The following is a 23,045-nucleotide window of genomic DNA, read 5'->3' on the forward strand; positions in this document are numbered from 1 at the left end:
CCCAAATCACGGGTTTAGAGAATCAGTGTAGGGACCTGTTGGCCCTGCGTCACCTGCTGGCTGCCGAGATGACAGAAATTTAACCTGTCTGGGGGAGGCCGTTTCCGGGAATATCCTGTGAATTTCTCTTGGACTTTGCCTTTTGCGCGTACATTCTACCGTCAGCAACCCTAAGTAAATCTTCCACCGTAGCGGCATCGCCGGGATAGCTTGCAGAACCAATACTGGCCTTCACGTCGATACGGGCACCCGAATACTCGAAAGCCTCGGTCACACGCTCACCAAGTCGATTGAGAAAGGTGTCCTTCTCCTGGCGCCGCATGTTGCCTGGCGTCAACACGATGAACTCGTCGCCACCGACCCTGGCGACGGTATCCGTCTGCCGGATCTGGTTCTGCAGCCGCTGCCCGACCTCGATCAGAAGCTGATCGCCAACTGCGTGACCATAGTTGTCGTTGACCGGCTTGAAGGCATCCAGATCGACGTAAAAAATCTCGAAGCCCGCGCCACTGCGCTCGCACATGGCGGCAAGCTGGTGCATGCGGTCTTCCAGCAGGCGCCGGTTCGCCAGTCCTGTCAGCGGGTCATGCAGCGCCATGGAGCGAACCTTGTAGACTTCGCTGATCAACAGAAACGCCATGGCGCCAAAGACAAGCGAGATCAGGCTGCCGACGAGTTGCGTGATCCAGACCTGGTTGCCCGTGCTCGACCAGCCGGCCTCCGGAAGGCCGACAAGCTCCCAGTTCAGACCGCCGGGAAGATGCAGAGGCAGGGACACATGGTCCTTTTCAAGGAGAGACTGGCTGCCGAAAATCATGTTGTTGGAGGCAACCGCGCTCCGGTTCACAAGGCCGATACGGATGCCGTTGATGACATCCGTGATGCCGGCAGTCTTCATCATGCCCTCTTCGTCCAACACCAGGGTGGCGACACCCCAGTAACTGCGCTCCTTGAGCGGTTGCCCAAGGAAGCTGGCTGGAAAGATGGGAATTCGGATCAGGAGGGCCCTGCCCCCCTGCACAAGTTCCAGTGGGCCTGCAATCACGACGTCACGCGTCACCATCGCCTGCTGGATTGCGGGCCACTGCGCCGTGTTCATGCGGTAGTTCAGACCGAGCGCCGCCTGGTTTGGCTCCAGCGGAAACACCGCGCGAAGAATGTTGTTGGGTGCCAGGCCGATAGAGCGGATGGACGGATTTTCCTCGATCAGTTCGACCGCGATTTCCCGGTAGTCTTCCATATCGAATGGCTGTTCGACGAACTGGGACACATAGGCCCGGATCCCGAGACCGTGGGCCACTGTCCGGTTGATTTCGCCTTCAAGGCGCGCCCGCGCTTCGGAGAGCGAGGCGACGGCCTGACGTTTGTGCTGGGAAACAAGTTCGTTGCGGACCAGTTGACCGACATGCGCAGTGACGGCGATACCAGCGAGAAAACAGACGGCAGCAACGATGGAAGCGATCCACGTTCCATTCGACTTAGAAAATACATTCCTCGTCAAGTTGATGCCCATAGGGTCCTTGCCCGACCTTAGCCCACTTTCAACAGAACTACGTAACGTAAGATTTGTTAATTTTTCTTATAAATCAAATAAAAAAGCCGGGTAGTTAACCCGGCTTCTCTACAATTCAAGTCACGTCTGCGATGTCGACGAGATTTTACTCGGTCGGCAGCGGTGCAGGCGAATCGGCCTGTTCACGAAGGTAGGCAATCAGGTCTGCCCGGTCTTCCGGTTTACGCAGACCGGCAAAACCCATCGTGGTGCCGGAGATGAAGTTCTTCGGGGACTCCAGGAAGTGATCCAGCTCTTCGTAGGTCCACTCCGGATTTTCTTCACCGAATGCGGTCATTGCGGAAGAATAGCCGAAACCTTCGTGAGAACCAGGCTTGCGGCCGACGACATCCCAAAGACCCGGGCCAACCTTGTTGGCACCGCCCTGCGTGAAGTCGTGGCAGGCGGCGCATTTCTTGGCCACCTTCGCGCCGTCTTCAGCAGATGCTTCGACCAGACGCTCGGAGATCGGCACCACTTCCGGAACCGCGCCGACTTCCGAGGTGCTATCCTCTGCAGACGCCACGACGATTTCATAACCCGGTTTACCCGGGATCGTCGGATGGAAGATGATGTCGGAGACAATGCCGACACCCATAGTCAGAATCAGAACCATCAGTACCGCACCAGCGGCCTTGTTCAGCGTGAAGGAATCCATTCTCTCCGGCTCCAAGCTCATACGCGTCCGGGCCCGCAGCGTCGCTGCGACCCCTATCAGCTTTTCGAATTTTGCCGGAACCTACAAATTTTTTGACCTTGCTGTCCATAGCTTTAAAAGGGCATCTGATACGACAAACGGACGCGGCACGTGTTTTTTTGCATTTCTTCCGCCCGTCCGGCTCCATGGAGACCCGATTGACCGCTGCTCTTGTGATTATCCCGGCCCGCCTCGCTGCCACCCGACTGCCGCGCAAACCGCTTGCCGACATCTGCGGAAAACCCATGATCGTGCGTGTTCTGGAACAGGCCCGCAACGCGGATATCGGTCCGGTGGCCGTTGCCTGTGATGACAAGGACATTTTCGAAGCGGTGCAGGACCATGGCGGCAAGGCAGTCATGACGCGTGCCGACCACGCTTCCGGATCTGATCGCATTCACGAGGCAGCGGGACTGATCGATCCGGACGGAAAGCACGATGTCATCCTGAACGTGCAGGGTGATGTGCCGCTGATCGCACCGGAAGCCATCCGGGCGGCCTTTGCACCGCTCGCCATTGCCGATGTCGACCTGGGCACCATCATGACCGAGTTCACCAATACCGCCTTCCGGGACGATCCGAATTTCGTCAAGGCAGTCACCACACCCAACGGCCACGGCCATCATCGCGCGCTTTACTTTACCAGGGCCGTCGCCCCGCACGGTGACGGCCCGTACTACCACCACATCGGCATCTATGCCTACCGCAGGGCAGCCCTGGCGAAATTCGTCCAGCTGCCGCCTTCGCCGCTGGAACAGCGTGAAAAGCTGGAGCAGTTGCGGGCCCTGGAAGCGGGCATGCGGATTGATGCCTCCGTCATCGACAGCGCGCCGATGGACGTGAACACGCCCGAAGATCTGGAACGAGCCCGGGCGGCCTATCAGACAAACTGACGAAAGACTGCCGAAAGGCGGAAAGACATATGACCGACAGAAAAAGAATCGTGTTCCAGGGAGAAACCGGTGCCAACTCGCACATGGCCTGCCGGAGCGTTTATCCCGATTACGAAGCCATCCCCTGCGCCACCTTCGAGGACTGCTTTTCGGCCATGGCCGACGGGTCGGCAGACCTTGCCATGATCCCGATCGAGAACTCCGTTGCCGGCCGCGTCGCGGACATTCATCACCTGCTGCCCAAATCGGACCTGCACATCATCGGCGAATATTTCATGCCGATCCGGTTTCAGCTCATGGCGGTCAAGGGTGCAAAGATCGAAGACCTGAAAAAGGTGCAAAGCCATGTGCATGCCCTTGGCCAGTGCCGGAACGTGATCCGTGAATTCGGCCTGACGGCCGTCGTCGGCGGCGATACCGCGGGCTCCGCCCGGCAGATCGCCGAGCTGGGTGATCCGAGCGTCGGCGCTCTTGCGCCGGAAATGGCCGCCGAAATCTACGGTCTGGACATTCTGCGCCGGGATGTGGAGGATGAGGCGCACAACACGACCCGCTTCGTCATTCTCTCGCGCGACAAGATGGAGGCCGCGCACAACGGCCAACCGGTCATCACGACCTTCATCTTCCGGGTTCGCAACGTCCCGGCAGCGCTCTACAAGGCCCTGGGAGGATTTGCCACCAACGGGGTCAACATGACCAAGCTGGAATCCTATCAGCTTGAAGGGCAGTTTTTCGCGTCGATGTTCTATGCGGACGTCGAAGGCCATCCGGAAGATCCGAAGGTGGCCCTGGCGCTCGAGGAGCTGGCCTTCTTCTGTGCCGAGCTGAACATGCTCGGCGTCTACCGGGCAAGCCCGTTCAGGGACAAGATCAGGGAGCCGGAATCCAACCGTGCTCTCCGGCCCAATCCCTACTCGTAACGGCGGCTACCCGACACCACCAGAGGAACTCTATGACTGAAACAAGATTTGATGCCCTGTGCATCGGCAATGCCATTTGCGACGTCTTCGCCCATGTCGAAGAGGATTTCCTGCTTCAGGAAAACCTCGTCAAAGGCTCCATGCGCCTGATCGACACCGACGAGGCAGTACGCCTGTTCGACAAGATGGGACAGACCGTCCGCATTTCCGGCGGCAGCGCCGGCAACACGGCGGCTGGCATTGCCTCGCTCGGCGGACGCCCTGCCTATTTCGGCAAGGTTGCCGAGGACGAACTGGGCGACAGCTATTATCACGACATGAACGGCACCGGCGTCTATTTCAACACGCCCCGCCTCAAGGAAGGCAAGCCGACCGCCCGGTCGATGATCCTGATCACGCCGGACGGCGAACGCACGATGAACACCTATCTGGGTGCATGCACCGAATTCGGCATCGCCGATGTTGACGAGGAAGTCGTTGCCGCCGCAGCCGTCACCTACATGGAAGGCTATCTGTGGGACCCGGCAGACGCCAAGAAGGCGTTCCTGAAAGCTGCGGAAATCGCGCATGCAAACGGGCGTCAGGTCGCGATCACCCTGTCCGACTCATTCTGTGTCGACCGCTACCGCAGCGAATTTCAGGCCCTTCTGACCGATGGTGTCGTCGACCTGATGTTCGCCAACGAGCATGAGCTGAAAGCCCTTTACGAAACATCGGATCTGGACAGTGCGGTAAATGCGGCCCGGGACTCCGGTGCCCTGACCGCCCTGACCCTCGGCGAGAACGGTGCGATGGCAATCAGCCGCGAGGAAACCGTCAAGGTTCCCGCGCAGACTGTCGACAACGTGGTTGACCTGACAGGCGCCGGCGACCTGTTTGCCTCCGGCTTCCTGTTCGGACTTGCCCGCGACTACAAGCTCGCGGAAGCCACCGAGCTTGGTTGCCTGTGCGCCGCGAGCGTCATCAGCCACGTCGGCGCCCGGCCGGAACGGGCCTTGAAAAACATCGCCGGCCAGAGCGGCTTCGAGATCTGAACCTTTTCAGGGGCGGCCTTCGGGCCGCCCTTTTCGGAACCGGCAACTGCTACCGACGCATGCCGTTTTCCTTCGATTGCATTGCTTCAATCGCTGCCGCGATTGCCAGCACCTTTCGATCTGCTCCCGGCAGCCCATCGATTTCCAGGCCTGCGGGTACTCCGCGAACACTCCGTGCCATTGGCAAACTAACGCCAGGGGCACCAAAGAATGTTGCCGGTACCGTGTTGCGCATGGTCTTCCAGACAGACACTTCCTTGCCGTCAACGACGACACGCCCTTCTTCACCCAGTGCCGTTGCCGCAATCGGTGTCGTTGGAAAAATGATCGCGTCAAGTTTGTACTGCTCCAAATGCGCGCAGTATTGCTTGCGACACCGGGGGAGCGACACGGAAATCACATGCTCGTATCGTGCTGCCAGGTCCTTGGCGTCCGCACCACGCAAAGCCCCGTCAAATTCCTCACGAACGTATTGCCCGGCTATGCCGGCAACGAGCGACCGAACATCGACGGCAGCGCCAGAAACCGACAAGTACGCTTCCAGCGCTCTTTCCAGCTCCCACGCACGGATTGGCTCCGACATCTCGCCAAGCCAGCTTGAAACCTCCGGCATCTCTGCCTCAACCACCATGACACCCCAAGAGACAAGCTGGTCAACGGTTTCCTCAAACGCCTGGGCGACGCCGCTTTCCAGGCCGGACAGGAAATACTTTCCGGGAAGACCAAGCCGCAGGCTTCGAAGGTCGATGGCAGGCCGCTCACTCTGCCCACACAAAACGGCATCCAGAAGCAACAGATCTTCTGCAGATCGCGTAAATGAACCAGGCACATCGCGCGTTGGAAACAAGGGCATGACACCGTCAGTCTTGTAGCGGCCACTTGTGGGGCGAAAGCCGAAAACCCCGCAAAATGATGCCGGAATTCGCACCGAGCCTGCCGTGTCCGTGCCAAGAGCAGCCGGAACCAGACCCGCGGCCACGGCAGCGGCAGAACCACTGCTGCTTCCCCCCGCTGAGCGAGAAGGATCGTGCGGGTTTCGAACGGGGCCAGTGTGATCGTTGTTGCTGGTGATGCCGAAGGCGAGCTCGTACATGTTGGTCTTGCCGAAGACCAGTGCCCCGGCGTTTTCCAGTTTCGTGACCACCGATGCGGTCCTGTTGACCACGTGATCTTTCAGGCCTGGCGTTGCAGCAGTCGTCGCCATGCCGGCAATGTCGATGCAGTCCTTGATGGCAACGGGAATGCCATGCAGCGGCCCCAAGGGCCCACCGTTCGCCTGGTGCTCATCGGCCTTGCGCGCAGCGCTGCGGATATTTTCCGGGGCAAACTGGGTGAAGGCATTCAGGTCAACGAACCGTTCTGATCTTTCAATCAACGCCTCGACATAGTCTCGGCAGGACATTCTGCGGCCTCGAAACATCTCCACTGCTTCAACAACTGTCAGCCGCCAAAAATCCATGTCGGTTTCACCCCAAGCATCGGAACCTTCGTATCATCGCTGGTTTGCAGCCTTTGTCACTTGCTGTTCTCAAAAATAATGAAGTTGGCCTACCCGGTTAGGCGGCAACTTCAATCGCGTCTGTAACGCGCAAAATTTCCCTGACAAGCAACTCGAGGTCTTCGCTTCGTGTGCGGTGGTTGCAAATGGCGACGCGAAGGCTGTGACGGCCCCTGACAGTGGTATCCGAGAGCGCTGCAATGCCTTCCTCCTGAAGGCGAAGCATGATTTCCGTATTCAGAGCTTTCAGCGGAGCTTCGTCCATTCCGCCCGGGTCGTACCGAAAATTCACGATATTGATCACGGTCGGGGCCATGAGCCGCAGCCGCGGTTCGTTTTCGATCCTTGCCGAGAGCTCTTTGGCCTGAGAGATGTTCTGATCGATCAGGCAACCCAATGCTGCCGAAATGGCCGAACGCAGTGCGCTGACACCGGGAGCCCACTACCTTGTCAGCATGATCGTCGTTTCATTTGCAACCCTGGCCGGACAAACCGAACGGGCCGAGCGTTGGGCGAAAGATGTGCGGTCCCGACGTGCCGACGCGACCAGGCAAATGTTTCTGGAGGCTTTTCCCTTCAAAGACCCGCAATGGCGTGGCCGTATCGATGCCTCATTGGATGCGCATGGTTTTTAACCGCGTATGAGACCGGTGACGGCAGCGTAAATTTGCCGCCGCCACCGGTCATTTCACCGGGTCTTACCAGGGCTGATTGGCCGGACCGACGGTGAATTCGTTGACCGTCGTGTCCTCCGGCAGCGACACTGCAAACTCGACGACCGCCGCGATCCGGTCGGCGGAGATGCCGTACTGGTCGTAAAGGGCCTGGAACGCTTCGGAACTGCCCTTGTCGCTGATCGTGTTCAGAAGTTCGGTGTTGATTGCCGCCGGGTAGATGGTTGCCGTACGGATGTTGGTGCCTTCCATGGCAGATTCCATCCGCAGGACTTCCATGAACGAGCGCACGAACCACTTGGTACCGCAATAGACCGCACCGCCAGGATAAGCCTTCAGACCAGCAACGGAAGAGGTCGCGATGACATGGCCGGACTTCTGTTCGGCAAAGGTGGGCATGACGGCTGCAACACCGTTCAGCACGCCCTTGACGTTGACGTCGACCATCTGCTCCCACTCGTTCGTCTTGAGTGCGGAAATCGGCGAGGACGGCATGAGCCCCGCGTTCAGGAAAATGACGTCGAGTTTTCCGTAAGTGTCCTTCGCCAGTTTGACGATAGCCTCGTTTTCAGCCGGTACGGTGACGTCCAGCTCCTGATAGATGGCTTCGCCGTCAGCTGCCTTGATCTCGTTCGCGATGGTTTCCAGCTTTTCGGTGCGCCGTGCACCCAGCACGATCTTCGCCCCCTTGCTGGCCAGCAGCTTTGCGGTTGCTTCGCCGATGCCGGAGGAGGCTCCGGTAATGATGACGACTTTTCCCTTGATGTTGTCGGACATGATAGTCTCCTTGGGTTCTGAGTGTTCTTGTTCAGGCAGAGGAATGGCCCGGTTCACCGGGTCCAGACAGATCCGTTCTGCCGAAGCGAAAGCGTTTTCGAAGGTGTCGAAAATGAAGACACCTGCAGTCAGGCAATCCCGACGGGTGGACAGCCCGTTCCAGAATTTGCCGATCTTTGGCCGTATCAGTCGGCCGCTTCGATGCGGACCGAAAGCGGTCCATCACCCAGAAGGGCATCGATCGACCCGTCGAATGCGCCGAGCCTCACGAGGCCGCGGGAATTCTGAAACGGCTTGTAGAAGATCGCGATGTTTCCCCAGGGCGCGTAGTGCGTGATGTCACCCTTTCGCGGCGTGTAGCTTGCCGGGGCTTCGGAGATATCGAGCTTGCGTGGCAGGTCCGCGACCTTTTCTGTCCCGTGATAGTCGGTCAGGGTCAGGTCGAGTGGCAACAGGGCCGCGAAGTCCCTGCCGGCGAGCGTATCGTCAAGCGTCGCCGGAAGCACAACGTCTTCTACGATCACCTTGATGCGGATCATGCGAGCCTCGTTCGATGGTTCGGTTGCGTTTCCGGAAGCCCCCGCCCCGGCGCAAAACAGTGTCATTGCCAACGAGAGCAATCTTGACCTGAAAGCGGGCATTGCGGGGTTCCTCCGTTCTGTTGCTTCCAATCTAGGCGCCAGACCGACAAGGATTAAGCCCCCTCCAGGTACTGCCTCTCATGAGCAGCACTCATTAATCCGCATCCAGGTCACACCGGAAGGAGTGGAGCTCGTGGACAGACGGACAGCTCCACCGGGTTCATGAGTGATCCTCATGACTGCTTCCGACAGAGCCACCATTATCCACGCGTGCGTCTTGCCTACGTTCTTGAGGAAGGCCGAAAGGCCGCCTCACGACTGATGGAGACGACCTGAGATGAAACGCACCCTTGCAACGCTCGCACTCGTTCTTGCGGCTCCGGCTGCATTTGCACAATCCATGGAAATAACCCGCTCCGAAACCCTGGCGGGCCAATTGGGAAGCGGCGACTATTTTACCGGTACAGCCTATGTCGCCCCTGTTTTCCCGCCTGTCATGAACGATGTCAGCGCCGGTCACGTCACGTTTCTGCCCGGAGCCCGCTCCGCCTGGCACACGCATCCTGCGGGCCAGATGCTGGTCGTGACATCGGGGACCGGCTGGGTCCAGGAGCGCGGCCAGGAAAAGCGGATCATGCAGGCCGGTGATGTGGTCTGGTGCCCGCCTGATGTCGAGCATTGGCACGGCGCGACCGACACCACGGCCGTTTCCCATTACGCAATTCAGGCGACGGTTGACGGGTCCGCCGTTGCCTGGGGCGATCATGTGACGGACGAAGAATATGGCCAGTAAGCTTGCCGTCCAATTTTGTGGCGTCTTGTTTGCGATGCTGGTACCGGTGTCCGCCTCTGCAGCGGACACCGTGCTGAACGGCCTCGACTATCCCTGGGATATCGAAGCCCATGGCGGCAAGATTTATGTGACGGAGAAGAGCGGAACAGTCGGCATCCTTGCCGACGGTTCCTTCACGCGCCTTCCCGTCGAAACCAGTCAGCCGATCCTGGATGACCGCGGCGGCGGCCTGCTTGGTCTGGCCATCAGCCCGGACTTCCCGGACACCGGCCGCATCGTGCTCTACCAGCACTACGGCACCCCGGACGCCCGGATGAACCGTGTCATCGAGGCCGAACGCCTCGGGGATCGATGGAAAGAGACCCGGGTGCTGGTCGACGCCATTCCGGGCCACCCGCTTTACAACGGCGGACGCGTGGCCTTCGGTCCCGACGGCATGCTTAATGTCACCACTGGTTGGACCGAAAACAGGGAGCGTCCGCAAGACCTCGGCAGCCTTGCCGGGAAGATATTGCGTGTGACGCCGGACGACGAAATCCCTTCGGACAATCCGTTCGCGGGTTCACCGGTCTGGTCGCTCGGCCATCGCAATCCCCAGGGCCTAGCCTGGGACGCCTCCGGGCAGCTCTTCGCAGCCGAGCACGGGCAGTCCGGCCATGACGAGGTGAACCGGATTGAGCGGGGCGGCAACTACGGCTGGCCGCTGATCCAGGGCGATGAAACCCGCGACGGCCTGCTCGCACCGCTGGCGCATTCGGGCCAGAGCACCTGGGCGCCTTCCGGCCTGACCTCGGACGGTGACCGGCTGCTTCTTGCGGGCTTGAGAGTGAACGGCATTCTGGAAGTGACCACCGAAGGCCGGGTATCCGAAGCCTACCAGGCCGGAGAACGTATCCGGGACGTGCTTGTGTCGGATGGCGTGATCTATGCAATCACCACAAACCGGTCTCCCCGGCGGGAAGGGGCTTCTGAAGACAGGCTGATCCGGCTTGATCCCTGATTGCATAATCGATGGACCTCATGAGCCCGGCACATATATGTGGGAGAGACAGTGATGATTCTGGATGATCAGAACGGGACCTCCCACATGCTCCGAGAAAATATCAATGATCTCATCGCGCTTGCGGCTGTTGCGGAAGAACGCAGTTTCACGCGGGCCGCAGCGCGGTTGAACGTGTCTCAGTCCGCCCTGAGCCACACGATCAAGGGACTGGAGCAACGCCTGGGCCTGAGGCTTTTGACGCGGACGACCCGCTCCGTCGCTCCCACGATCGAAGGCGAAGACCTTCTGGCTACCTTGACACCATGCCTCGAAAAGATCGAAGCCCGGCTTCAGGCACTCAACGATGCACGTGACCAGCCCACAGGAACAGTGAGGATCGTCGCCACGGAATACGCCATAGAAAGCCTCCTCTGGCCGAAGCTGTCTCCGGTTCTCAAGGCCCATCCGCTGGTCAATGTCGAATTCGTCATGGACTACGGTTACACGGACCTTGCCGATTCCCAATGTGACGCAGGTGTGCGGTATGGCGAACAGGTCAGCGAGGGCATGATCTCGATGCGTATCGGTCCGGACGAGCGTATGGTCTGTGTCGGATCACCCGACTATCTGGACAGGGTTGGCGAGCCGGAAACACCCCAGGATCTCGCGGACCATAGTTGCATCAACCTGCGGCTTTCCACCCATGGCGCACTCTATGCCTGGGAGTTCGAAGACAAGGACGGCAACGAAATCCGGGTGAAGGTAAAGGGACAAGCCTGCTTCAATACGATCAACCCGGTCATGCGTGCGGCCGTGGACTGTCAAGGACTGGCACTGGTTCCCGAAATGTTGGCGCAGGAACATCTTGCGGCCGGAACCTTGCGCACATGTCTTTATGACTTCAGCCCGTCGTTTCCCGGTTTTCACCTTTATTACCCCAGCCGGCAAAAGCCCTCGTTCGCCTTCCAGGTCGTCCTGGATGCCCTGCGGGATCGTGGTTGAGCCCACTCATGAGGTGACGTCATGAGTGGCTTGAAAGACCCGGTTATTAAGATACGTTTTTTGCGCTCCAGATTAGCAGGGTAATTACCCACTTGCCGAAAGGGAGCTCCCGATGAAATCCATTCTCACCGCAGCCGGTCTGGCGTTGATGGCCACGACTGCAGCCGCTCAGGACGCGGCAGGAACCTTGCCTGCAGCCGTTGGCCGCGTTGCCCCGGCACTTGAAGCTTATGCGAAGGACGATCTATTCGGTGCGGAATGGAACGGGGCAGGCCTTTCCAAGAGAGATCGGGCACTGGTCACCTTTGCCGCCCTCATGACGCGGCACGAGACCGGAAATCTTGCAAGCCATGTGTCGTTGGCTCTCGATTCAGGCGTTACCCCGGCAGAGATCTCCGAAACCATCACCCATCTCGCCTTCTATACAGGCTGGGGTAATGCCACCGCGGCGGCCGAAGCAGCCGCACCAGTGTTTGAGGAAAGGGAGATCACCATTGAAGACCTCCCGGCCTCCGACCCGGACCTGCTGCCGCTCAACGAAGAGGCCGAAGCTGCCCGTGAAAACCTCGTACGCGGCAACTATGCGGATGTGAGCATGGGTGTCGTGGACAACACGCGTGAGCTGCTGTTCCGCGATCTCTGGCTGCGTCCCGATCTCGCACCCCGCGACCGGAGCCTCGTGACGGTTGCCGCCTTGATTGCAGCCGGTCAGCCCGAACAGATGACATTTCACCTCAACCGCGCCATGGACAATGGCCTGACACAGGAAGAAGCCGGTGCCATGCTTTCTCACCTGGCATTCTATGCCGGTTGGCCGAAAGTGTTTTCGGCATTGCCGGTTGCCAAGGCCGTATTCAAAAAACGCGCGCAGTAACCGGTTCCCGCCGAAGCCGGCCTTGCTGCACGAAAGATCGGAATTGAGACATGAAGATAGGCATTCTGGGGTCGGGTCTGATGGGTGCCAAGCTCGGACAGCTCTGGGCGCGTTGCGGCCATGATGTGACCTTCGCCTATTCCCGCAGCCGCTCGAAGCTCGAGCGTCTCGCCCAGGCGGCAGGCGCCTCGCACGGGTCGGTGGCGGACGCGGTCGAGAACGCGGACGCGCTGCTGCTGGCCGTGCACTGGTCGCGGGTGGACGACGTCCTTGCGCTAGCCGGGGATCTATCCGGAACCGTGGTCCTGAACTGCTGCGTGCCCCTTGATCCGACGAACACGGATCTGGTGGTCGGCATCCAGTCGTCCGGAGCCGAAGAGCTGGCGGCCATGCGGCCGCAGGCCCGCTGGGTTTCCTGTTTCAACACCGTTCCCTCCGAGGCTTTCATGCCGGTTTTTTCGCAAAAGGAACGGACACCAAGGTCGCAAGTCCTGGTTTATGGGGACGATGCCGGTGCGAAGGAAGTCGCCGGTCTCCTGATCCGGGACATCGGTTTCGATCCTCTTGAAGCCGGACCGCTTCGCACGGCCCGCTTCGCAGAACCCTTTGCCATGGTCACCGCCGAGTTGGCCTACAGCCAACCCGGGGGACCTGCCTTAACCTACCGTTTTGAAAAGCTGCGCGGCTGACCGCGCAACAAGCATCAGGGAGTTGAAAATGAAAATCACCCGTTCCGGGACTGCTTCGTCCGTCAAGGGGCCCGACGACTGGTTCACTGGCACTGTGCGCATCGACCCGCTTTTCCAGGCCGAAGAACCCGGCCGGACCGGCGGTGCCCATGTCACCTTCGAGCCCGGCGCACGCACGGCCTGGCACACCCATCCGGCCGGACAGACGCTGATCGTGACCTTCGGCCGTGGCCGGGTTCAGCGCGAAGGCGGCCCCGTGGAAGAGATTTCCCAGGGTGACGTCGTCTGGTTTCCGGCCGGAGAAAAGCATTGGCACGGTGCCGCACCCGACACAGCCATGAGCCACATCGCCATTCAGGAAAGCATCGGCGGCTCTCCCGTCACCTGGATGGAGAAGGTCTCGGACGAAGACTACACCGGCTGACCAACCGCCAGCCGGGCCCAAGGGCCCGGCTGCCATGCCTCGGAGAATGTCCGTTTTCCGACACCTGCGACTGACGTCCCCTGTGCTGTTCGCCAACGGTTGGAGGACGTTCACGTATTCACGCCGATTGCCGGCTGTTCCCGTCAGGCAATTCCTCATCTTCGGCACTCCGGGGAGTGGAATCGGCGACCTTGGACCTGCGGCCGAAGAGCTTCGAAACGACGACGTAGAATGTCGGCACCAAAAGCACTGCAAGCACCGTTGCCGATATCATTCCTCCAAGAACACCCGTACCGATTGCTCGCTGGCTGGCCGAACTGGCGCCCGTCGCAAAGGCAAGCGGAACCACGCCGAGTATGAAGGCGAATGACGTCATCAGGATAGGACGGAAGCGCAGTTTCGACGCTTCGACCGTTGCTTCCAGCAGGGAACGTCCCTCGTTCCTGAGATCCCGGGCGAACTCGATGATCAGGATGGCGTTCTTGGCAAACAGTCCGATGATCGTGATCAGCCCCACCGTGAAATAGATGTCGTTAGGCAGGTTTCGCATGGTGACCGCAACGATGGCCCCGACGGCGCCAAGCGGAACGACCAGCATGACGGCGATTGGAACCGACCAGCTTTCGTAAAGCGCGGCAAGGCACAGGAACACGAAGACGAGCGACAGGCCGAGCAGGAAGGGAGCTGCATTGCCTGAAGCCTTTTCCTGGTACGACAAACCCGTCCATTCGTAGCCGAAACCATTCGGCAAAGACTGGAAAAGCCGTTCCATTTCTGCCATTGCCTCGCCACTGGTGTGGCCGGGCGCGGGGCTGCCGCTGATCTTGATCGCCTGGAGACCGTTGTACCCGACCACTTGCGTCGGTCCCAGTTCCCAGCGCGCACTCGCGAAAGCGGAGAGCGGCACCATCTCGCCGCGGCTGTTGCGGGCGTTCAGGTCAAGCAGGCTCGCAACGTCCATCCGCTCGGCCGCTTCTGCCTGAACGATGACACGCTGCATCCGGCCAGCGTTCGGAAAGTCCGCGACATAGCTTGATCCGATCGACGTGGACAACACCGCATTGATTTCATCGAAGGCGACCCCGTAGGCGTTCGCTTGCCGGCGATCGATATCGAGCATGATCTGTGGAGCAGGTGGCAGACCTTCGATGTAAGGGTATTGCAGGATCGGGCTTTGCCAGGCCATGCCCAACAGGGCGTTGGCAGCCTGCACAAGCGCGTCATTTCCGTGATTGGCACGGTCCTGCAAACGGAAACTGAACCCGCTGGCATTGCCGAGCGCTGCAATGGGCGGCGGCGTCAGGGTGAACACGGAGCCTTCCGGAATGCCGGCAAGTGCTCCCAGGGCCGAACCGACGATGGCTTCGGAAGAATCCCCCGGTCCTCTTTCCGACCAGTCCTCGTAGGTTGCGAAGGAGATCCCCGCGTTCTGGCCGTTGCCGTTGAACCCGAAGCCAAGGATCGAGACTATTTTCCTGACGCCTGACCTGTTCATGAAGAAGTCATCGACCTGATCGAGAACACCGGCGGTCCGCTGCGCGGTAGACCCGGCCGGCAATTGCGTCGCGGCGATAGCATATCCCTGGTCTTCCACCGGCAGAAAGCCGGAAGGCAGGCGAACATAGGTGTAAGCCAGGCCCGCCAGGATCGCCATGTAGATCACCATCATGCGGTAATTGCGTTTCACGGCCCCGCCGACGACGCGGCCGTAGCCATTCGTCGTCTTGCCGATCAACCAGTCGAACCCACGGAAGAACCAGTTCTTGTGATGGGCATGGCTTTCGGGGATTGGTTTCAGGATCGTCGCGCACAGCGCCGGCGTAAGGGTCAGAGCCATGAAGGCCGAAAACACCATCGACATGACGATCGTCACGGAGAACTGCTTGTAGATGATCCCGATGGCCCCGGGAAAGAATGCCATCGGCACAAACACCGCAATCAGGACGACCGTGATGCCGATGACGGCACCCGTGATTTGCTTCATCGCCTTGACGGTGGCCTCCTTGGGTGGAAGACCTTCCTCGGCCATGATGCGCTCGACGTTTTCGACAACCACGATCGCATCATCGACCAGGATACCGATCGCAAGCACCATCGCGAACATGGTCAACACGTTGATCGAGAACCCGAATAGCTGCAGCGCGGCACATGTTCCCAGCAAGGCGATCGGCACGACAAGCGACGGGATCAGCGTGTAGCGGAGGTTCTGCAGGAACAGGAACATGATGACGAAGACCAGCACCACCGCCTCGATCAGCGTGTGAATGACCTTCTCGATGGAAATCGAAACAAAGGGCGTGGTGTCATAAGGGATCTCGAAACTGACGCCCTGGGGAAAGTTTGCCGCCAGTTCCGCCATCCGTGACTTGACAGCGTCGGCGGTCACCAGCGCGTTTCCACTCGCATTCAGCTGGATGCCGATCATCGCGGCTTCCTGACCGTTGATACTCGAGGAGATCGCATAACTTTGCGCGCCGAATTCCACGCGCGCCACGTCTCCGAGGCGCACCACGGATCCATCGGGGTTGGCCCGCAGTACGATTTCCGCAAACTCCTCGGTAGTCGACAACTGACCCGTGGTCGAGACGGTGGCCGTAATTTCCTGGCCAGCCGCACTCGGCTGGGCTCCAATGCTGCCGGACGACACCTGGGCGTTCTGTCCAGCAATCGCGCCAGTCACGTCCCTGGCTGTCAGGTTGAGGCCGACGAGCTTTTTCGTGTCGATCCAGACGCGCATCGCCCGTTCTGTTGCGAACAGTTGCGCCTTGCCGACACCAGGCAAACGCCGCAATTCATCAATCACATTCCTGGCTGCGAACTCGCCCAGATCGACAGCGTTCAAACGGCCATCCGTCGAGACAAGGCCGACAAAGAGAAGAAAAGAGCTGCTCGTTTCCTCGACCCGCACCCCTTGCTGGCGAACCGAAGGCGGCAGGCGCGCCTCCACACGGCTGATCCGGTTCTGCACATCCACGGTCGCGACCTGCGGATCGGTGCCCGCTTCGAACGTGATGTTGATGGTCACGCTGCCTTGCGCATCGCTGACGGAATCGAAATAGAGCATCCCCGTCGCGCCGTTCATCTCCTGTTCGATGAGCTTGGTGACACTGTCATAGAGATTTTCCGGTGTGGCGCCGGGATAGCTGGTTGTCACCGCAATCGTGGTTGGTGCCACGTTCGGATATTGGGAGATGGGCAGGAACGGAATTGCGATCGCACCTGCCAGGGCAATGGCAAGTGCGATGACCCAGGCAAAAACGGGCCGTTCGATGAAATACTGCGGCATTTGGAAGGACCTGTTCTAGCTCGGGATATCGCACGGTTCTGCGGCACTGCAGTCTGATGCCGTGCCGCGTTCGGCGGCCTTTTCTGCAGCCTCTGCCGGAGCGGCCGAGACGGGCTGACCGGGCATCGCACGATCGAGGCCGTCGACGATCACCTGATCGCCTGACTTCAGTCCCTGGGTGACAAGCCAACGGTTGCCGACAGAACGACTTGTCAGGATAGGCTGAGCGGCCGCCTTGCCGTCCCTGACTGTCATCACGCTCGCCTGGCCCAGCGTGTCCCACTGGACGGCCCTTTGCGGAACGAGCACTGCCTGGTGAGCGACGCCTTCCGTCACACGGACGCGGACATAGGTGCCTGGCAACAGTTTGCCCTGCGGATTTTCGAACTCGGCGCGGAGCAGAACCTGACCCGTGGTTTCATCGACCACGGCAGACGAAAACAGCAGTCGGCCCGGATGTTCATAGGTGCTGCCGTCGTCAAGGATCAGCTCGATGGCATTGCTGCTTTCGACCGGCTGCATGTCGCCTGCATCGATTTCGCGGCGGACCCTGGACAATTCCGCGAGCGGCGCGATGAAGTCCACATAGAGTGAACTGATATCCCGCACGATCGCCATTTGCGTTCCGTCCTCCTGGCGAACCAGAGCGCCTTCGGACACCAGCGCAGCGCCAATATGACCGTCAATTGGTGAGCGGACCGAGGCATAGCTGAGTTCAAGTTCCGCGGTCTGGAGATTGGCCTTGGCAACGGCAACTTCCGCCTGGGCCTGCTTGCGGTCCGCCAGGGCAACATCGTGCTGTTCCGTGCTGGCGACATTTCGCGCGAGCAGACGCTTCACCCGGTCTGCCCGCTGGTTCGCCAGGCTGAGCGCTGCTTCCGCCCGCGAAAGCTGCGCCTTTGCGGAAGCGACGGCGGCCGCGAATTTGGCCGGGTCGATTTCGAACAGCACGTCGCCCTTGTGGACGTCGCTACCCTGTTCGAATTGCCGTTCCAGTACGATGCCGGAAACCCGCGCCCTGACTTCGGCCAGACGAATGGGCACCAGTCGACCCGGATAATCTTTCTTGAGCGGCATGTCCTCGCCGGCCACCGTGATCGTCTTCACGGCCGGCGGCGGGAAACTGGCATGCGAGGTTTCTTCGGAAGGGCTGCAGCCACTGAGTATTATCAGAACCGCAAGGAGCGGGAGTAAGTCGGGAAAGAGCCTGACGTGCATTGGTTATCCGGTAATGAGTACGAGGTACCGGCGGCAGGTTTGGGCACGCCGATGAGCCTGTAGACGCAGACCCGGACGCCTTCTTAAGACCTCAACCTAAGTTGAGGTCAAGGACAAATTTCGGCTTCTTCAAATCCGTCACTTTCCGCATGCCACATCACCGTGCAAAGGCTGGACTTCGCCAAGTTCCGGGTCACTCATCGATTGACAAGTACGATCCCGGCGACGACGAATGCCGCTCCTGCAAGAAGTGAAAAAGTCAGCTGCTCCCCCAGCAGGAGCACTGCCAGGATGCTGCCGAAGATCGGCATCAGGTGGACAAACTGCCCGCCGCGTTCCGGGCCGATGATGCCAATGCCGTAGGACCAGAGCAGAAACCCGATCGCCGACGCAAAAACCGCAATATAGGCGACAGCCAGCAGCGACTCTTCGGTGAACTCAGGCCGTTCCACCCCGCGCACGAGGAGGAAAGCCGCCATCACGCAAAGCGCCACTAGAATGCTTGCCACCAGTGTCACGCTCTGCGGCACGGCGGACGGCTTGTGGCGCAGCAACAGCGTATACCAGGCCCAGATCAAAATCGCGCCGAGCATCCAGGCCTTGCCGGTATCAACCTGAAGAAGGGACACGCCGACGGTTCCGCCAGCCAGGACCAGAACCGAGGCACCCAGCAGCGACACAAGCAGCCCGGCGATCTGGAACAAGGTCGGCCGGAACCCGCTCCAGATCATTCCACCGGCAACAGTCGCGACCGGAGCCAGCGCCAGGATCAGGAGACAGTTCACCGCCGCTGTCTGCGAGAGCGCCTGATAGACCATCGTGTGAAACGCGGCGATGCCGGTGATCCCAAGCAATGCGACCACGCGCCATGATGCAACAAGCTCCCGGCGATAGGAGATCAGGCCTCGCAACGTGAAAGGCAGCATCATCGCCAGGCAAAGACCCCATCGGATCGTGTTGAGTTCCAGCGGCGTGATCTCACCTCGGATCGCACGCCCGGCGATAAAGTTTCCCGACCAGAACAGGGTCGCAAAAACGAGCGCGGCAATTGCCGCCGTGGTGTCTTTTTGGATTGCTTGTCTCATCTTCCGGTCATCCTTCGGCTTGATCTGTGGAGATCAGACGCCAAAACCGACCGGCGCACATGAGATCGATGTCCCGCTGCGCTTGATAAAGTGACGTATTGCCTAGGGTGTTTGTCCCGTCTGTGCCGACAGGACGCGCACGATCAACTCGGAACGGGTGTGCACCCCAACCTTGTCGAAGAGCGAAGAGACCTGATTTCTCACCGTCTTTTCGCTCTTGTCCAGAAGCTCCGCAATTTCCGAATTGCTCAGCCCTTTCGCCACCAAAGTCAGCACCTGTTCCTCCGCGGTGGTGAGACCGAAGTCCGTGTCGGATACCGCGAGGTCGGCGCCGGTTCCGAGGAAGTCCTGCAAGGATGAAAGAAGAACGTTCCACGCAGGTTCCGTGTCCAGCAATACGTGATTGTTGCTGTCCAGGGGCACGAATTTGGCATCCGGGATGGTCATGGCAAGCTCGCGTCCCTGAGCGAAGGGAACGCGTGCGTCGCCATTTGCGTGCAGCACCAGCGTCGGCACTTTCAATTGCGCAGCCAGATTCAGGACGTCGATACGATGCAGCGTTTCCATGGTGCGGGCTGCAATATCTGCAGATGCGGTGTCTTGCTCAAGTGACCGCCACCATTTGTGCTGCGCAAGCGTTCCGTCCGGAATGAAGAGATGCGTAAAAACCTGATTGAAAGCAGTATCGTCCCTGCCCCACCCCAGCCGCATCAGGTTGGTCAGCGTGGCCGCTTCCAGTCTCGCCCTGTCGCTGGTGTCGCGAGCCAACAGTCCGCGCGCGTAACCGCCGATCAAGACCAGTCGTTCCACCTTGTCCGGATGGCGAAGCGCGTAAGCGATGGAAAGCGCGGCACCTTGAGACATGCCGAGCAGGGTAAAGGGTTCGTCGATTGCTTCGGTCACGGCTTCCAGGTCCGACAGCCAGGCCTCGAAGCTGATCTCGGAGATGTTTCGCGAAGAAAGACCGCAGCCGCGAAGGTCGTATCGCACGAGACGTCCGAAGCCAGTCAACTCGGCAAGCCAGTGTTGCCAGACGGGACTGTCAAGATCGCGGGAGATATGGGTCAGCCAGTGCGCGGCTCGAACGATGGTCGGCCCACGCCCTGACGAGGCGCAGGCAATGCGCGCACCATCTTTGGCGGTGACAAAGAAGATGTCTTGTTTTGGAACTCCACGCCGCATCATGGGCAGGAGTATGACATCTCTTCGCATGGGGGCACAGTATTGCCTTGGCGCGATTGCGGTTCATTTCACGCCCCACTGCACCCGGCACAAACGCGCACGGCCTCCGGGATGGGCGGAGGCCGTGAAGCGTTTTTCAGTTTTTACAGGGACGCGATTACTGCAGTCGAGTTCCGATCCGGGCATCGACGCTAAAGCGGCCGGCGCCATAGGCTACGATCTGCAACAGTCCACCGGCGATCGATATGTTCTTGAAGAAGTGGATGAACTGGTTCTGATCACCGAGTTGATTGTGGAAGGCCAGAGCTGCTGCAACAGTAAAGAGTGCCATGACTGCGGCAACGAGACGGGTCTGATAACCCGCGATCAGCGCCAGACTGCCGATGATTTCAACTGCAACTGCGCCGATATAGGCAAGCGTTGCGAAGGGCAGGCCTGCCGCATCGATCCAGGCGATGGTAGCTTCTGCAGACCCAAGTTTGGAAATGCCGGAAAGCAGAAACAAAGGGGCGATCAGCAGGCGTGCGGCCAGCGGCACGGCGCCGTCCAGACTGCGGGTGAGTGCGGAGCCGCCTTCAGGTGCGGCCGATACATCGAGATTTGCCATTTTCAGTACTCCTGTTTTGCCGGACCTTTCCTTATTCGTCCGGGCCTGGTTAAAAGATATCGTCTACTTTTCTGATTATAAGTCACCAAAATCGGATCACATTGTAATCGATTATTGAACAATCCAATCCGACCTGCCGTAAATGGCGGGATGAGATCTGTGCGCCCGGGAGATTCAGCGACGGCAATTTCGAACCGAAATCTGCCGGCGCCGAAGTTTCAACCTTCATCAGGCGTCGCGGACAAAACTGGCGATGATGTCCGCCGTCAGTTCAGGATGCTGATGCTGGGGGCCATGGCCTGCACTGGGGTAAGTCACCAGTGTGACTGTCGGCAGGACCCCGTTCAGCGCGTACCAGTTCTCGACCGGGAAGATGATGTCGTGATCTCCGCCGATATGCAGGATCGGCACGCTGGTCGTCTTCAGCATCTCCATCACCGGCGGCGCCGGGAAAGCCGGATTGGCTGGACCACCGGCAATGCGAGCCCGTGCAAAATCTATCGGAACCGCCGGGCTGGTATCGCCCTCGCGCGCTTCGATGCGTGCCTGGGACCGGCTTGCGGCCGCACGGCTTGAAGCCGATTTCGGTTCGAAGAAAAGGGCAACCACGTCTTCGAAGTCGTTCACGTCCTTGCCGGCAAGATCGTAAAAAAGCTGCTCTGCCGGTTTCACCAGATCGCCGGGAGGTGTCGAGCCCAAGAGCACAAGGTGGCTGATCTCCTGCGGATAAAGCGTCAGCGCCACCTGGGCCGCCATGCCGCCGATCGACCAACCGAGCAGGATCACGTCCTTCAGGCCCAGCGCCTGGATAAGATCACGCGGATCTGCGGCCATCTCCAGGGGATTGTAACTGGGTGTGCCAGTGGACAGGCCAAGGCCGGAATAGTCGAAGGTGATGACACGAAAGCCGTTTTCGGCAAGCCCGTTCAGGAAGGCCGGATCCCAGAGATCCAGAGTGCCGCGAAAGCGCGTTGCCAGCAGGATCGGCTTGCCTTTGCCGATAGACCTGTAAGCCAGGGTTCTGCCACCGGTTTCGATGAATTGGGTCGGTGCCGTCAGGGCATCATTTTCTGCAATCTTGTCGAGCATGTCCGTCTCCTCTGCTCCTTGCCGAATTGCGCCGGATCGCTTGCCTTTCCGGCTGATGGCTAGAAGGTGAGCCAAGACGGGTCCCGGAACCATTATCTGCCGGGATGCTGCACTCATACTGGCGTATGATTGAACGGACTGCAGGCCCATGCGAGGACTTGGCCATGACTGACAATCCGATTGTTCACATCATCGACGATGACACCTCGCTACGCGAAGCCCTGGTCCGGCTGTTCCGGTCCGTTGGTCTTGAGGCGAGGCCTTATGTGTCCGTCGCGGCTTTTCTTGAGGCCGGCAACAACGACACTCCGGGGTGTCTTTTGCTCGATGTGCGCCTGCCCGGCATGAGCGGTCTCGATTTTCAACGCCAACTGGAGGATCTCGGGATCCGTATGCCGGCCATCATGATGACCGGCCACGGAGATATCCCGATGTCCGTCAGCGCGATGAAGGCGGGTGCAGTCGACTTTTTGCCGAAGCCTTTCCGGGATCAGGACCTTCTGGATGCGGTGGCAATTGCAATCGAACGCGATAGCCGCAATCGGACCGACAATCGGGAAAAAGACCAGTTGCAGGCTCTGTACGAAAGCCTGACCCGGCGCGAACGTCAGGTGATGACGCGTGTCTGTGCCGGACGCCTCAACAAGCAGGTCGCAGCGGATCTCGACCTCAGCGAAATCACAGTAAAGATCCACCGTGGAACGATGATGAAAAAAATGAGAGCCAGAACCCTGGCCGACCTTGTGCGCATGGCCCAGATCCTCGGTCTGAAAGACCCTCATGTGGATGCCTCCGGATTGGCGAGGCTCGACAGTCATGACCTCTGAGGCAGCCTGCGTGGCGGTCATCGATGACGATGAATCGCTACGCAACGCCATTTCGTCGCTGCTGCGTTCAGTGGGAATGCGCGTTTCAACCTTTGCCACCGCCGACCTTTTCCTGAACCGCGCGGTGCTTGGCGACACCGATCTGATCATTACAGACATTCACATGCCGGGCATGTCCGGCATCGAGTTGAAAGACCGGCTAGACGATCTGGACTGCCAGGTCCCCGTGATCATGATCACCGCCAAGACCGAGCAGAATCTGCTTGACCGGGCGGAGGCCTCGGGAGCCTACTCGGTATTCCGGAAACCCTTCGATACCGACGACTTACTCAACACGATCGAGCAGGCCCTTGCCGACTGA

General features: G+C 59.6%; 24 protein-coding genes. 12 read left to right on the forward strand and 12 right to left on the reverse strand.

What is annotated here, in order from left to right:
- Window positions 1-79: 79 nt before the first annotated feature.
- A complete protein-coding gene (locus HEP89_RS05970) occupies window positions 80-1,501 on the reverse strand; it encodes a diguanylate cyclase (RefSeq protein ID WP_208997791.1) in 1,422 nt (473 codons plus the stop codon).
- A gap of 157 nt (window positions 1,502-1,658) precedes the next feature.
- Window positions 1,659-2,210: a cytochrome c family protein gene (locus HEP89_RS05975; RefSeq protein WP_022999061.1), complete on the reverse strand. Its 552-nt coding sequence runs from the start codon at window positions 2,208-2,210 to the stop codon at window positions 1,659-1,661.
- A 185-nt stretch (window positions 2,211-2,395) separates the two neighbouring features.
- On the opposite strand from HEP89_RS05975, the gene HEP89_RS05980 reads away from it, so the two are divergent.
- The 3 genes from HEP89_RS05980 to HEP89_RS05990 are packed head-to-tail and all read left to right on the forward strand — an operon-like array spanning window position 2,396 to window position 5,096.
- The gene (locus HEP89_RS05980) at window positions 2,396-3,142 is read left to right on the forward strand and encodes a 3-deoxy-manno-octulosonate cytidylyltransferase (protein ID WP_022999062.1); all 747 of its coding nucleotides are present in this window, start codon (window positions 2,396-2,398) and stop codon (window positions 3,140-3,142) included.
- A 29-nt stretch (window positions 3,143-3,171) separates the two neighbouring features.
- Window positions 3,172-4,062 (forward strand): prephenate dehydratase, encoded by an 891-nt coding sequence (locus HEP89_RS05985; protein ID WP_168691537.1) that lies wholly within the window; start codon window positions 3,172-3,174, stop codon window positions 4,060-4,062.
- A 32-nt stretch (window positions 4,063-4,094) separates the two neighbouring features.
- A complete protein-coding gene (locus HEP89_RS05990) occupies window positions 4,095-5,096 on the forward strand; it encodes an adenosine kinase (protein WP_022999064.1) in 1,002 nt (333 codons plus the stop codon).
- 49 nt (window positions 5,097-5,145) lie between these two features.
- Here the strand turns inward: HEP89_RS05990 and HEP89_RS05995 are convergent, their stop codons facing one another.
- Both HEP89_RS05995 and HEP89_RS06000 read right to left on the reverse strand, forming a co-directional pair.
- On the reverse strand, window positions 5,146-6,498 hold the full coding sequence (locus HEP89_RS05995; protein ID WP_167579511.1) for an amidase family protein: 1,353 nt from the start codon (window positions 6,496-6,498) through the stop codon (window positions 5,146-5,148).
- 154 nt (window positions 6,499-6,652) lie between these two features.
- The gene (locus HEP89_RS06000) at window positions 6,653-6,910 is read right to left on the reverse strand and encodes a hypothetical protein (protein WP_197923148.1); all 258 of its coding nucleotides are present in this window, start codon (window positions 6,908-6,910) and stop codon (window positions 6,653-6,655) included.
- Between the two features lie 91 nt (window positions 6,911-7,001).
- Between HEP89_RS06000 and HEP89_RS06005 the strand changes: the two genes are divergently transcribed.
- Window positions 7,002-7,229, forward strand: coding sequence for a hypothetical protein (locus HEP89_RS06005; protein WP_168691538.1), 228 nt, complete (start codon window positions 7,002-7,004; stop codon window positions 7,227-7,229).
- A gap of 63 nt (window positions 7,230-7,292) precedes the next feature.
- Here the strand turns inward: HEP89_RS06005 and HEP89_RS06010 are convergent, their stop codons facing one another.
- Complete coding sequence (locus tag HEP89_RS06010; RefSeq protein WP_168691539.1) at window positions 7,293-8,045, reverse strand: SDR family oxidoreductase; 753 nt, start codon at window positions 8,043-8,045, stop codon at window positions 7,293-7,295.
- 185 nt (window positions 8,046-8,230) lie between these two features.
- Window positions 8,231-8,584 carry a cyclophilin-like fold protein gene (locus HEP89_RS06015; RefSeq protein WP_197923149.1) on the reverse strand — a complete coding sequence of 118 codons (354 nt, stop codon included), beginning with the start codon at window positions 8,582-8,584 and terminating at the stop codon, window positions 8,231-8,233.
- Between the two features lie 379 nt (window positions 8,585-8,963).
- Here HEP89_RS06015 and HEP89_RS06020 point away from each other — a divergent pair, with 379 nt between their 5' ends.
- The 6 genes from HEP89_RS06020 to HEP89_RS06045 all read left to right on the forward strand — a co-directional run bounded on the left by HEP89_RS06020 (window position 8,964) and on the right by HEP89_RS06045 (window position 13,390).
- A complete protein-coding gene (locus HEP89_RS06020) occupies window positions 8,964-9,419 on the forward strand; it encodes a cupin domain-containing protein (protein ID WP_168691540.1) in 456 nt (151 codons plus the stop codon).
- The gene (locus HEP89_RS06025) at window positions 9,409-10,419 is read left to right on the forward strand and encodes a PQQ-dependent sugar dehydrogenase (RefSeq protein WP_197923150.1); all 1,011 of its coding nucleotides are present in this window, start codon (window positions 9,409-9,411) and stop codon (window positions 10,417-10,419) included. Before HEP89_RS06020 ends, HEP89_RS06025 begins: the two co-directional genes overlap by 11 nt.
- An 87-nt stretch (window positions 10,420-10,506) precedes the next feature.
- Window positions 10,507-11,403, forward strand: a complete 897-nt coding sequence (locus HEP89_RS06030; RefSeq protein ID WP_168691541.1) for a LysR family transcriptional regulator — start codon at window positions 10,507-10,509, stop codon at window positions 11,401-11,403.
- Between the two features lie 112 nt (window positions 11,404-11,515).
- Complete coding sequence (locus tag HEP89_RS06035; RefSeq protein ID WP_168691542.1) at window positions 11,516-12,277, forward strand: carboxymuconolactone decarboxylase family protein; 762 nt, start codon at window positions 11,516-11,518, stop codon at window positions 12,275-12,277.
- A gap of 50 nt (window positions 12,278-12,327) precedes the next feature.
- Window positions 12,328-12,966: an NAD(P)-binding domain-containing protein gene (locus HEP89_RS06040; protein WP_168691543.1), complete on the forward strand. Its 639-nt coding sequence runs from the start codon at window positions 12,328-12,330 to the stop codon at window positions 12,964-12,966.
- A 28-nt stretch (window positions 12,967-12,994) separates the two neighbouring features.
- The gene (locus HEP89_RS06045; RefSeq protein ID WP_168691544.1) at window positions 12,995-13,390 is read left to right on the forward strand and encodes a cupin domain-containing protein; all 396 of its coding nucleotides are present in this window, start codon (window positions 12,995-12,997) and stop codon (window positions 13,388-13,390) included.
- 118 nt (window positions 13,391-13,508) lie between these two features.
- On the opposite strand, the gene HEP89_RS06050 is transcribed toward HEP89_RS06045, so the two are convergent.
- The 6 genes from HEP89_RS06050 to HEP89_RS06075 all read right to left on the reverse strand — a co-directional run bounded on the left by HEP89_RS06050 (window position 13,509) and on the right by HEP89_RS06075 (window position 21,857).
- Window positions 13,509-16,676, reverse strand: a complete 3,168-nt coding sequence (locus HEP89_RS06050; protein WP_168691545.1) for an efflux RND transporter permease subunit — start codon at window positions 16,674-16,676, stop codon at window positions 13,509-13,511.
- A 15-nt stretch (window positions 16,677-16,691) separates the two neighbouring features.
- On the reverse strand, window positions 16,692-17,783 hold the full coding sequence (locus HEP89_RS06055) for an efflux RND transporter periplasmic adaptor subunit (RefSeq protein ID WP_158514218.1): 1,092 nt from the start codon (window positions 17,781-17,783) through the stop codon (window positions 16,692-16,694).
- A gap of 308 nt (window positions 17,784-18,091) precedes the next feature.
- Window positions 18,092-18,979: a DMT family transporter gene (locus tag HEP89_RS06060; RefSeq protein ID WP_168691546.1), complete on the reverse strand. Its 888-nt coding sequence runs from the start codon at window positions 18,977-18,979 to the stop codon at window positions 18,092-18,094.
- A 102-nt stretch (window positions 18,980-19,081) separates the two neighbouring features.
- Window positions 19,082-20,191, reverse strand: a complete 1,110-nt coding sequence (locus tag HEP89_RS06065) for an alpha/beta fold hydrolase (protein ID WP_197923151.1) — start codon at window positions 20,189-20,191, stop codon at window positions 19,082-19,084.
- Between the two features lie 127 nt (window positions 20,192-20,318).
- On the reverse strand, window positions 20,319-20,768 hold the full coding sequence (locus HEP89_RS06070; RefSeq protein WP_055657103.1) for a DoxX family protein: 450 nt from the start codon (window positions 20,766-20,768) through the stop codon (window positions 20,319-20,321).
- Between the two features lie 228 nt (window positions 20,769-20,996).
- Window positions 20,997-21,857 (reverse strand): alpha/beta hydrolase, encoded by an 861-nt coding sequence (locus tag HEP89_RS06075; RefSeq protein WP_168691547.1) that lies wholly within the window; start codon window positions 21,855-21,857, stop codon window positions 20,997-20,999.
- A gap of 164 nt (window positions 21,858-22,021) precedes the next feature.
- Between HEP89_RS06075 and HEP89_RS06080 the strand changes: the two genes are divergently transcribed.
- Entirely contained in the window at window positions 22,022-22,684 is a 663-nt protein-coding gene (locus tag HEP89_RS06080; RefSeq protein ID WP_022999082.1) for a response regulator transcription factor, read from the forward strand.
- Window positions 22,674-23,045, forward strand: coding sequence for a response regulator (locus HEP89_RS06085; RefSeq protein ID WP_022999083.1), 372 nt, complete (start codon window positions 22,674-22,676; stop codon window positions 23,043-23,045). Before HEP89_RS06080 ends, HEP89_RS06085 begins: the two co-directional genes overlap by 11 nt.

The organism is Labrenzia sp. 5N, assembly GCF_012395805.1.
Lineage (GTDB): Bacteria > Pseudomonadota > Alphaproteobacteria > Rhizobiales > Stappiaceae > Roseibium > Roseibium algicola.

Coding starts and splice junctions, on each gene's coding strand:
- HEP89_RS06030 (WP_168691541.1), top strand. CDS start 10,507: ATGCTCCGAGAAAATATCAATGATCTCATCGCGCTTGCGGCTGTTGCG.
- HEP89_RS06060 (WP_168691546.1), bottom strand. CDS start 18,979: ATGAGACAAGCAATCCAAAAAGACACCACGGCGGCAATTGCCGCGCTC.
- HEP89_RS06015 (WP_197923149.1), bottom strand. CDS start 8,584: ATGATCCGCATCAAGGTGATCGTAGAAGACGTTGTGCTTCCGGCGACG.
- HEP89_RS05985 (WP_168691537.1), top strand. CDS start 3,172: ATGACCGACAGAAAAAGAATCGTGTTCCAGGGAGAAACCGGTGCCAAC.
- HEP89_RS06045 (WP_168691544.1), top strand. CDS start 12,995: ATGAAAATCACCCGTTCCGGGACTGCTTCGTCCGTCAAGGGGCCCGAC.
- HEP89_RS06035 (WP_168691542.1), top strand. CDS start 11,516: ATGAAATCCATTCTCACCGCAGCCGGTCTGGCGTTGATGGCCACGACT.
- HEP89_RS06040 (WP_168691543.1), top strand. CDS start 12,328: ATGAAGATAGGCATTCTGGGGTCGGGTCTGATGGGTGCCAAGCTCGGA.
- HEP89_RS05980 (WP_022999062.1), top strand. CDS start 2,396: ATGGAGACCCGATTGACCGCTGCTCTTGTGATTATCCCGGCCCGCCTC.
- HEP89_RS06025 (WP_197923150.1), top strand. CDS start 9,409: ATGGCCAGTAAGCTTGCCGTCCAATTTTGTGGCGTCTTGTTTGCGATG.
- HEP89_RS06000 (WP_197923148.1), bottom strand. CDS start 6,910: ATGGCCCCGACCGTGATCAATATCGTGAATTTTCGGTACGACCCGGGC.
- HEP89_RS05975 (WP_022999061.1), bottom strand. CDS start 2,210: ATGGATTCCTTCACGCTGAACAAGGCCGCTGGTGCGGTACTGATGGTT.
- HEP89_RS06005 (WP_168691538.1), top strand. CDS start 7,002: ATGGCCGAACGCAGTGCGCTGACACCGGGAGCCCACTACCTTGTCAGC.
- HEP89_RS05990 (WP_022999064.1), top strand. CDS start 4,095: ATGACTGAAACAAGATTTGATGCCCTGTGCATCGGCAATGCCATTTGC.
- HEP89_RS06050 (WP_168691545.1), bottom strand. CDS start 16,676: ATGCCGCAGTATTTCATCGAACGGCCCGTTTTTGCCTGGGTCATCGCA.
- HEP89_RS05995 (WP_167579511.1), bottom strand. CDS start 6,498: ATGTCCTGCCGAGACTATGTCGAGGCGTTGATTGAAAGATCAGAACGG.
- HEP89_RS06020 (WP_168691540.1), top strand. CDS start 8,964: ATGAAACGCACCCTTGCAACGCTCGCACTCGTTCTTGCGGCTCCGGCT.
- HEP89_RS06085 (WP_022999083.1), top strand. CDS start 22,674: ATGACCTCTGAGGCAGCCTGCGTGGCGGTCATCGATGACGATGAATCG.
- HEP89_RS06070 (WP_055657103.1), bottom strand. CDS start 20,768: ATGGCAAATCTCGATGTATCGGCCGCACCTGAAGGCGGCTCCGCACTC.
- HEP89_RS06065 (WP_197923151.1), bottom strand. CDS start 20,191: ATGCGAAGAGATGTCATACTCCTGCCCATGATGCGGCGTGGAGTTCCA.
- HEP89_RS06080 (WP_022999082.1), top strand. CDS start 22,022: ATGACTGACAATCCGATTGTTCACATCATCGACGATGACACCTCGCTA.
- HEP89_RS06010 (WP_168691539.1), bottom strand. CDS start 8,045: ATGTCCGACAACATCAAGGGAAAAGTCGTCATCATTACCGGAGCCTCC.
- HEP89_RS06075 (WP_168691547.1), bottom strand. CDS start 21,857: ATGCTCGACAAGATTGCAGAAAATGATGCCCTGACGGCACCGACCCAA.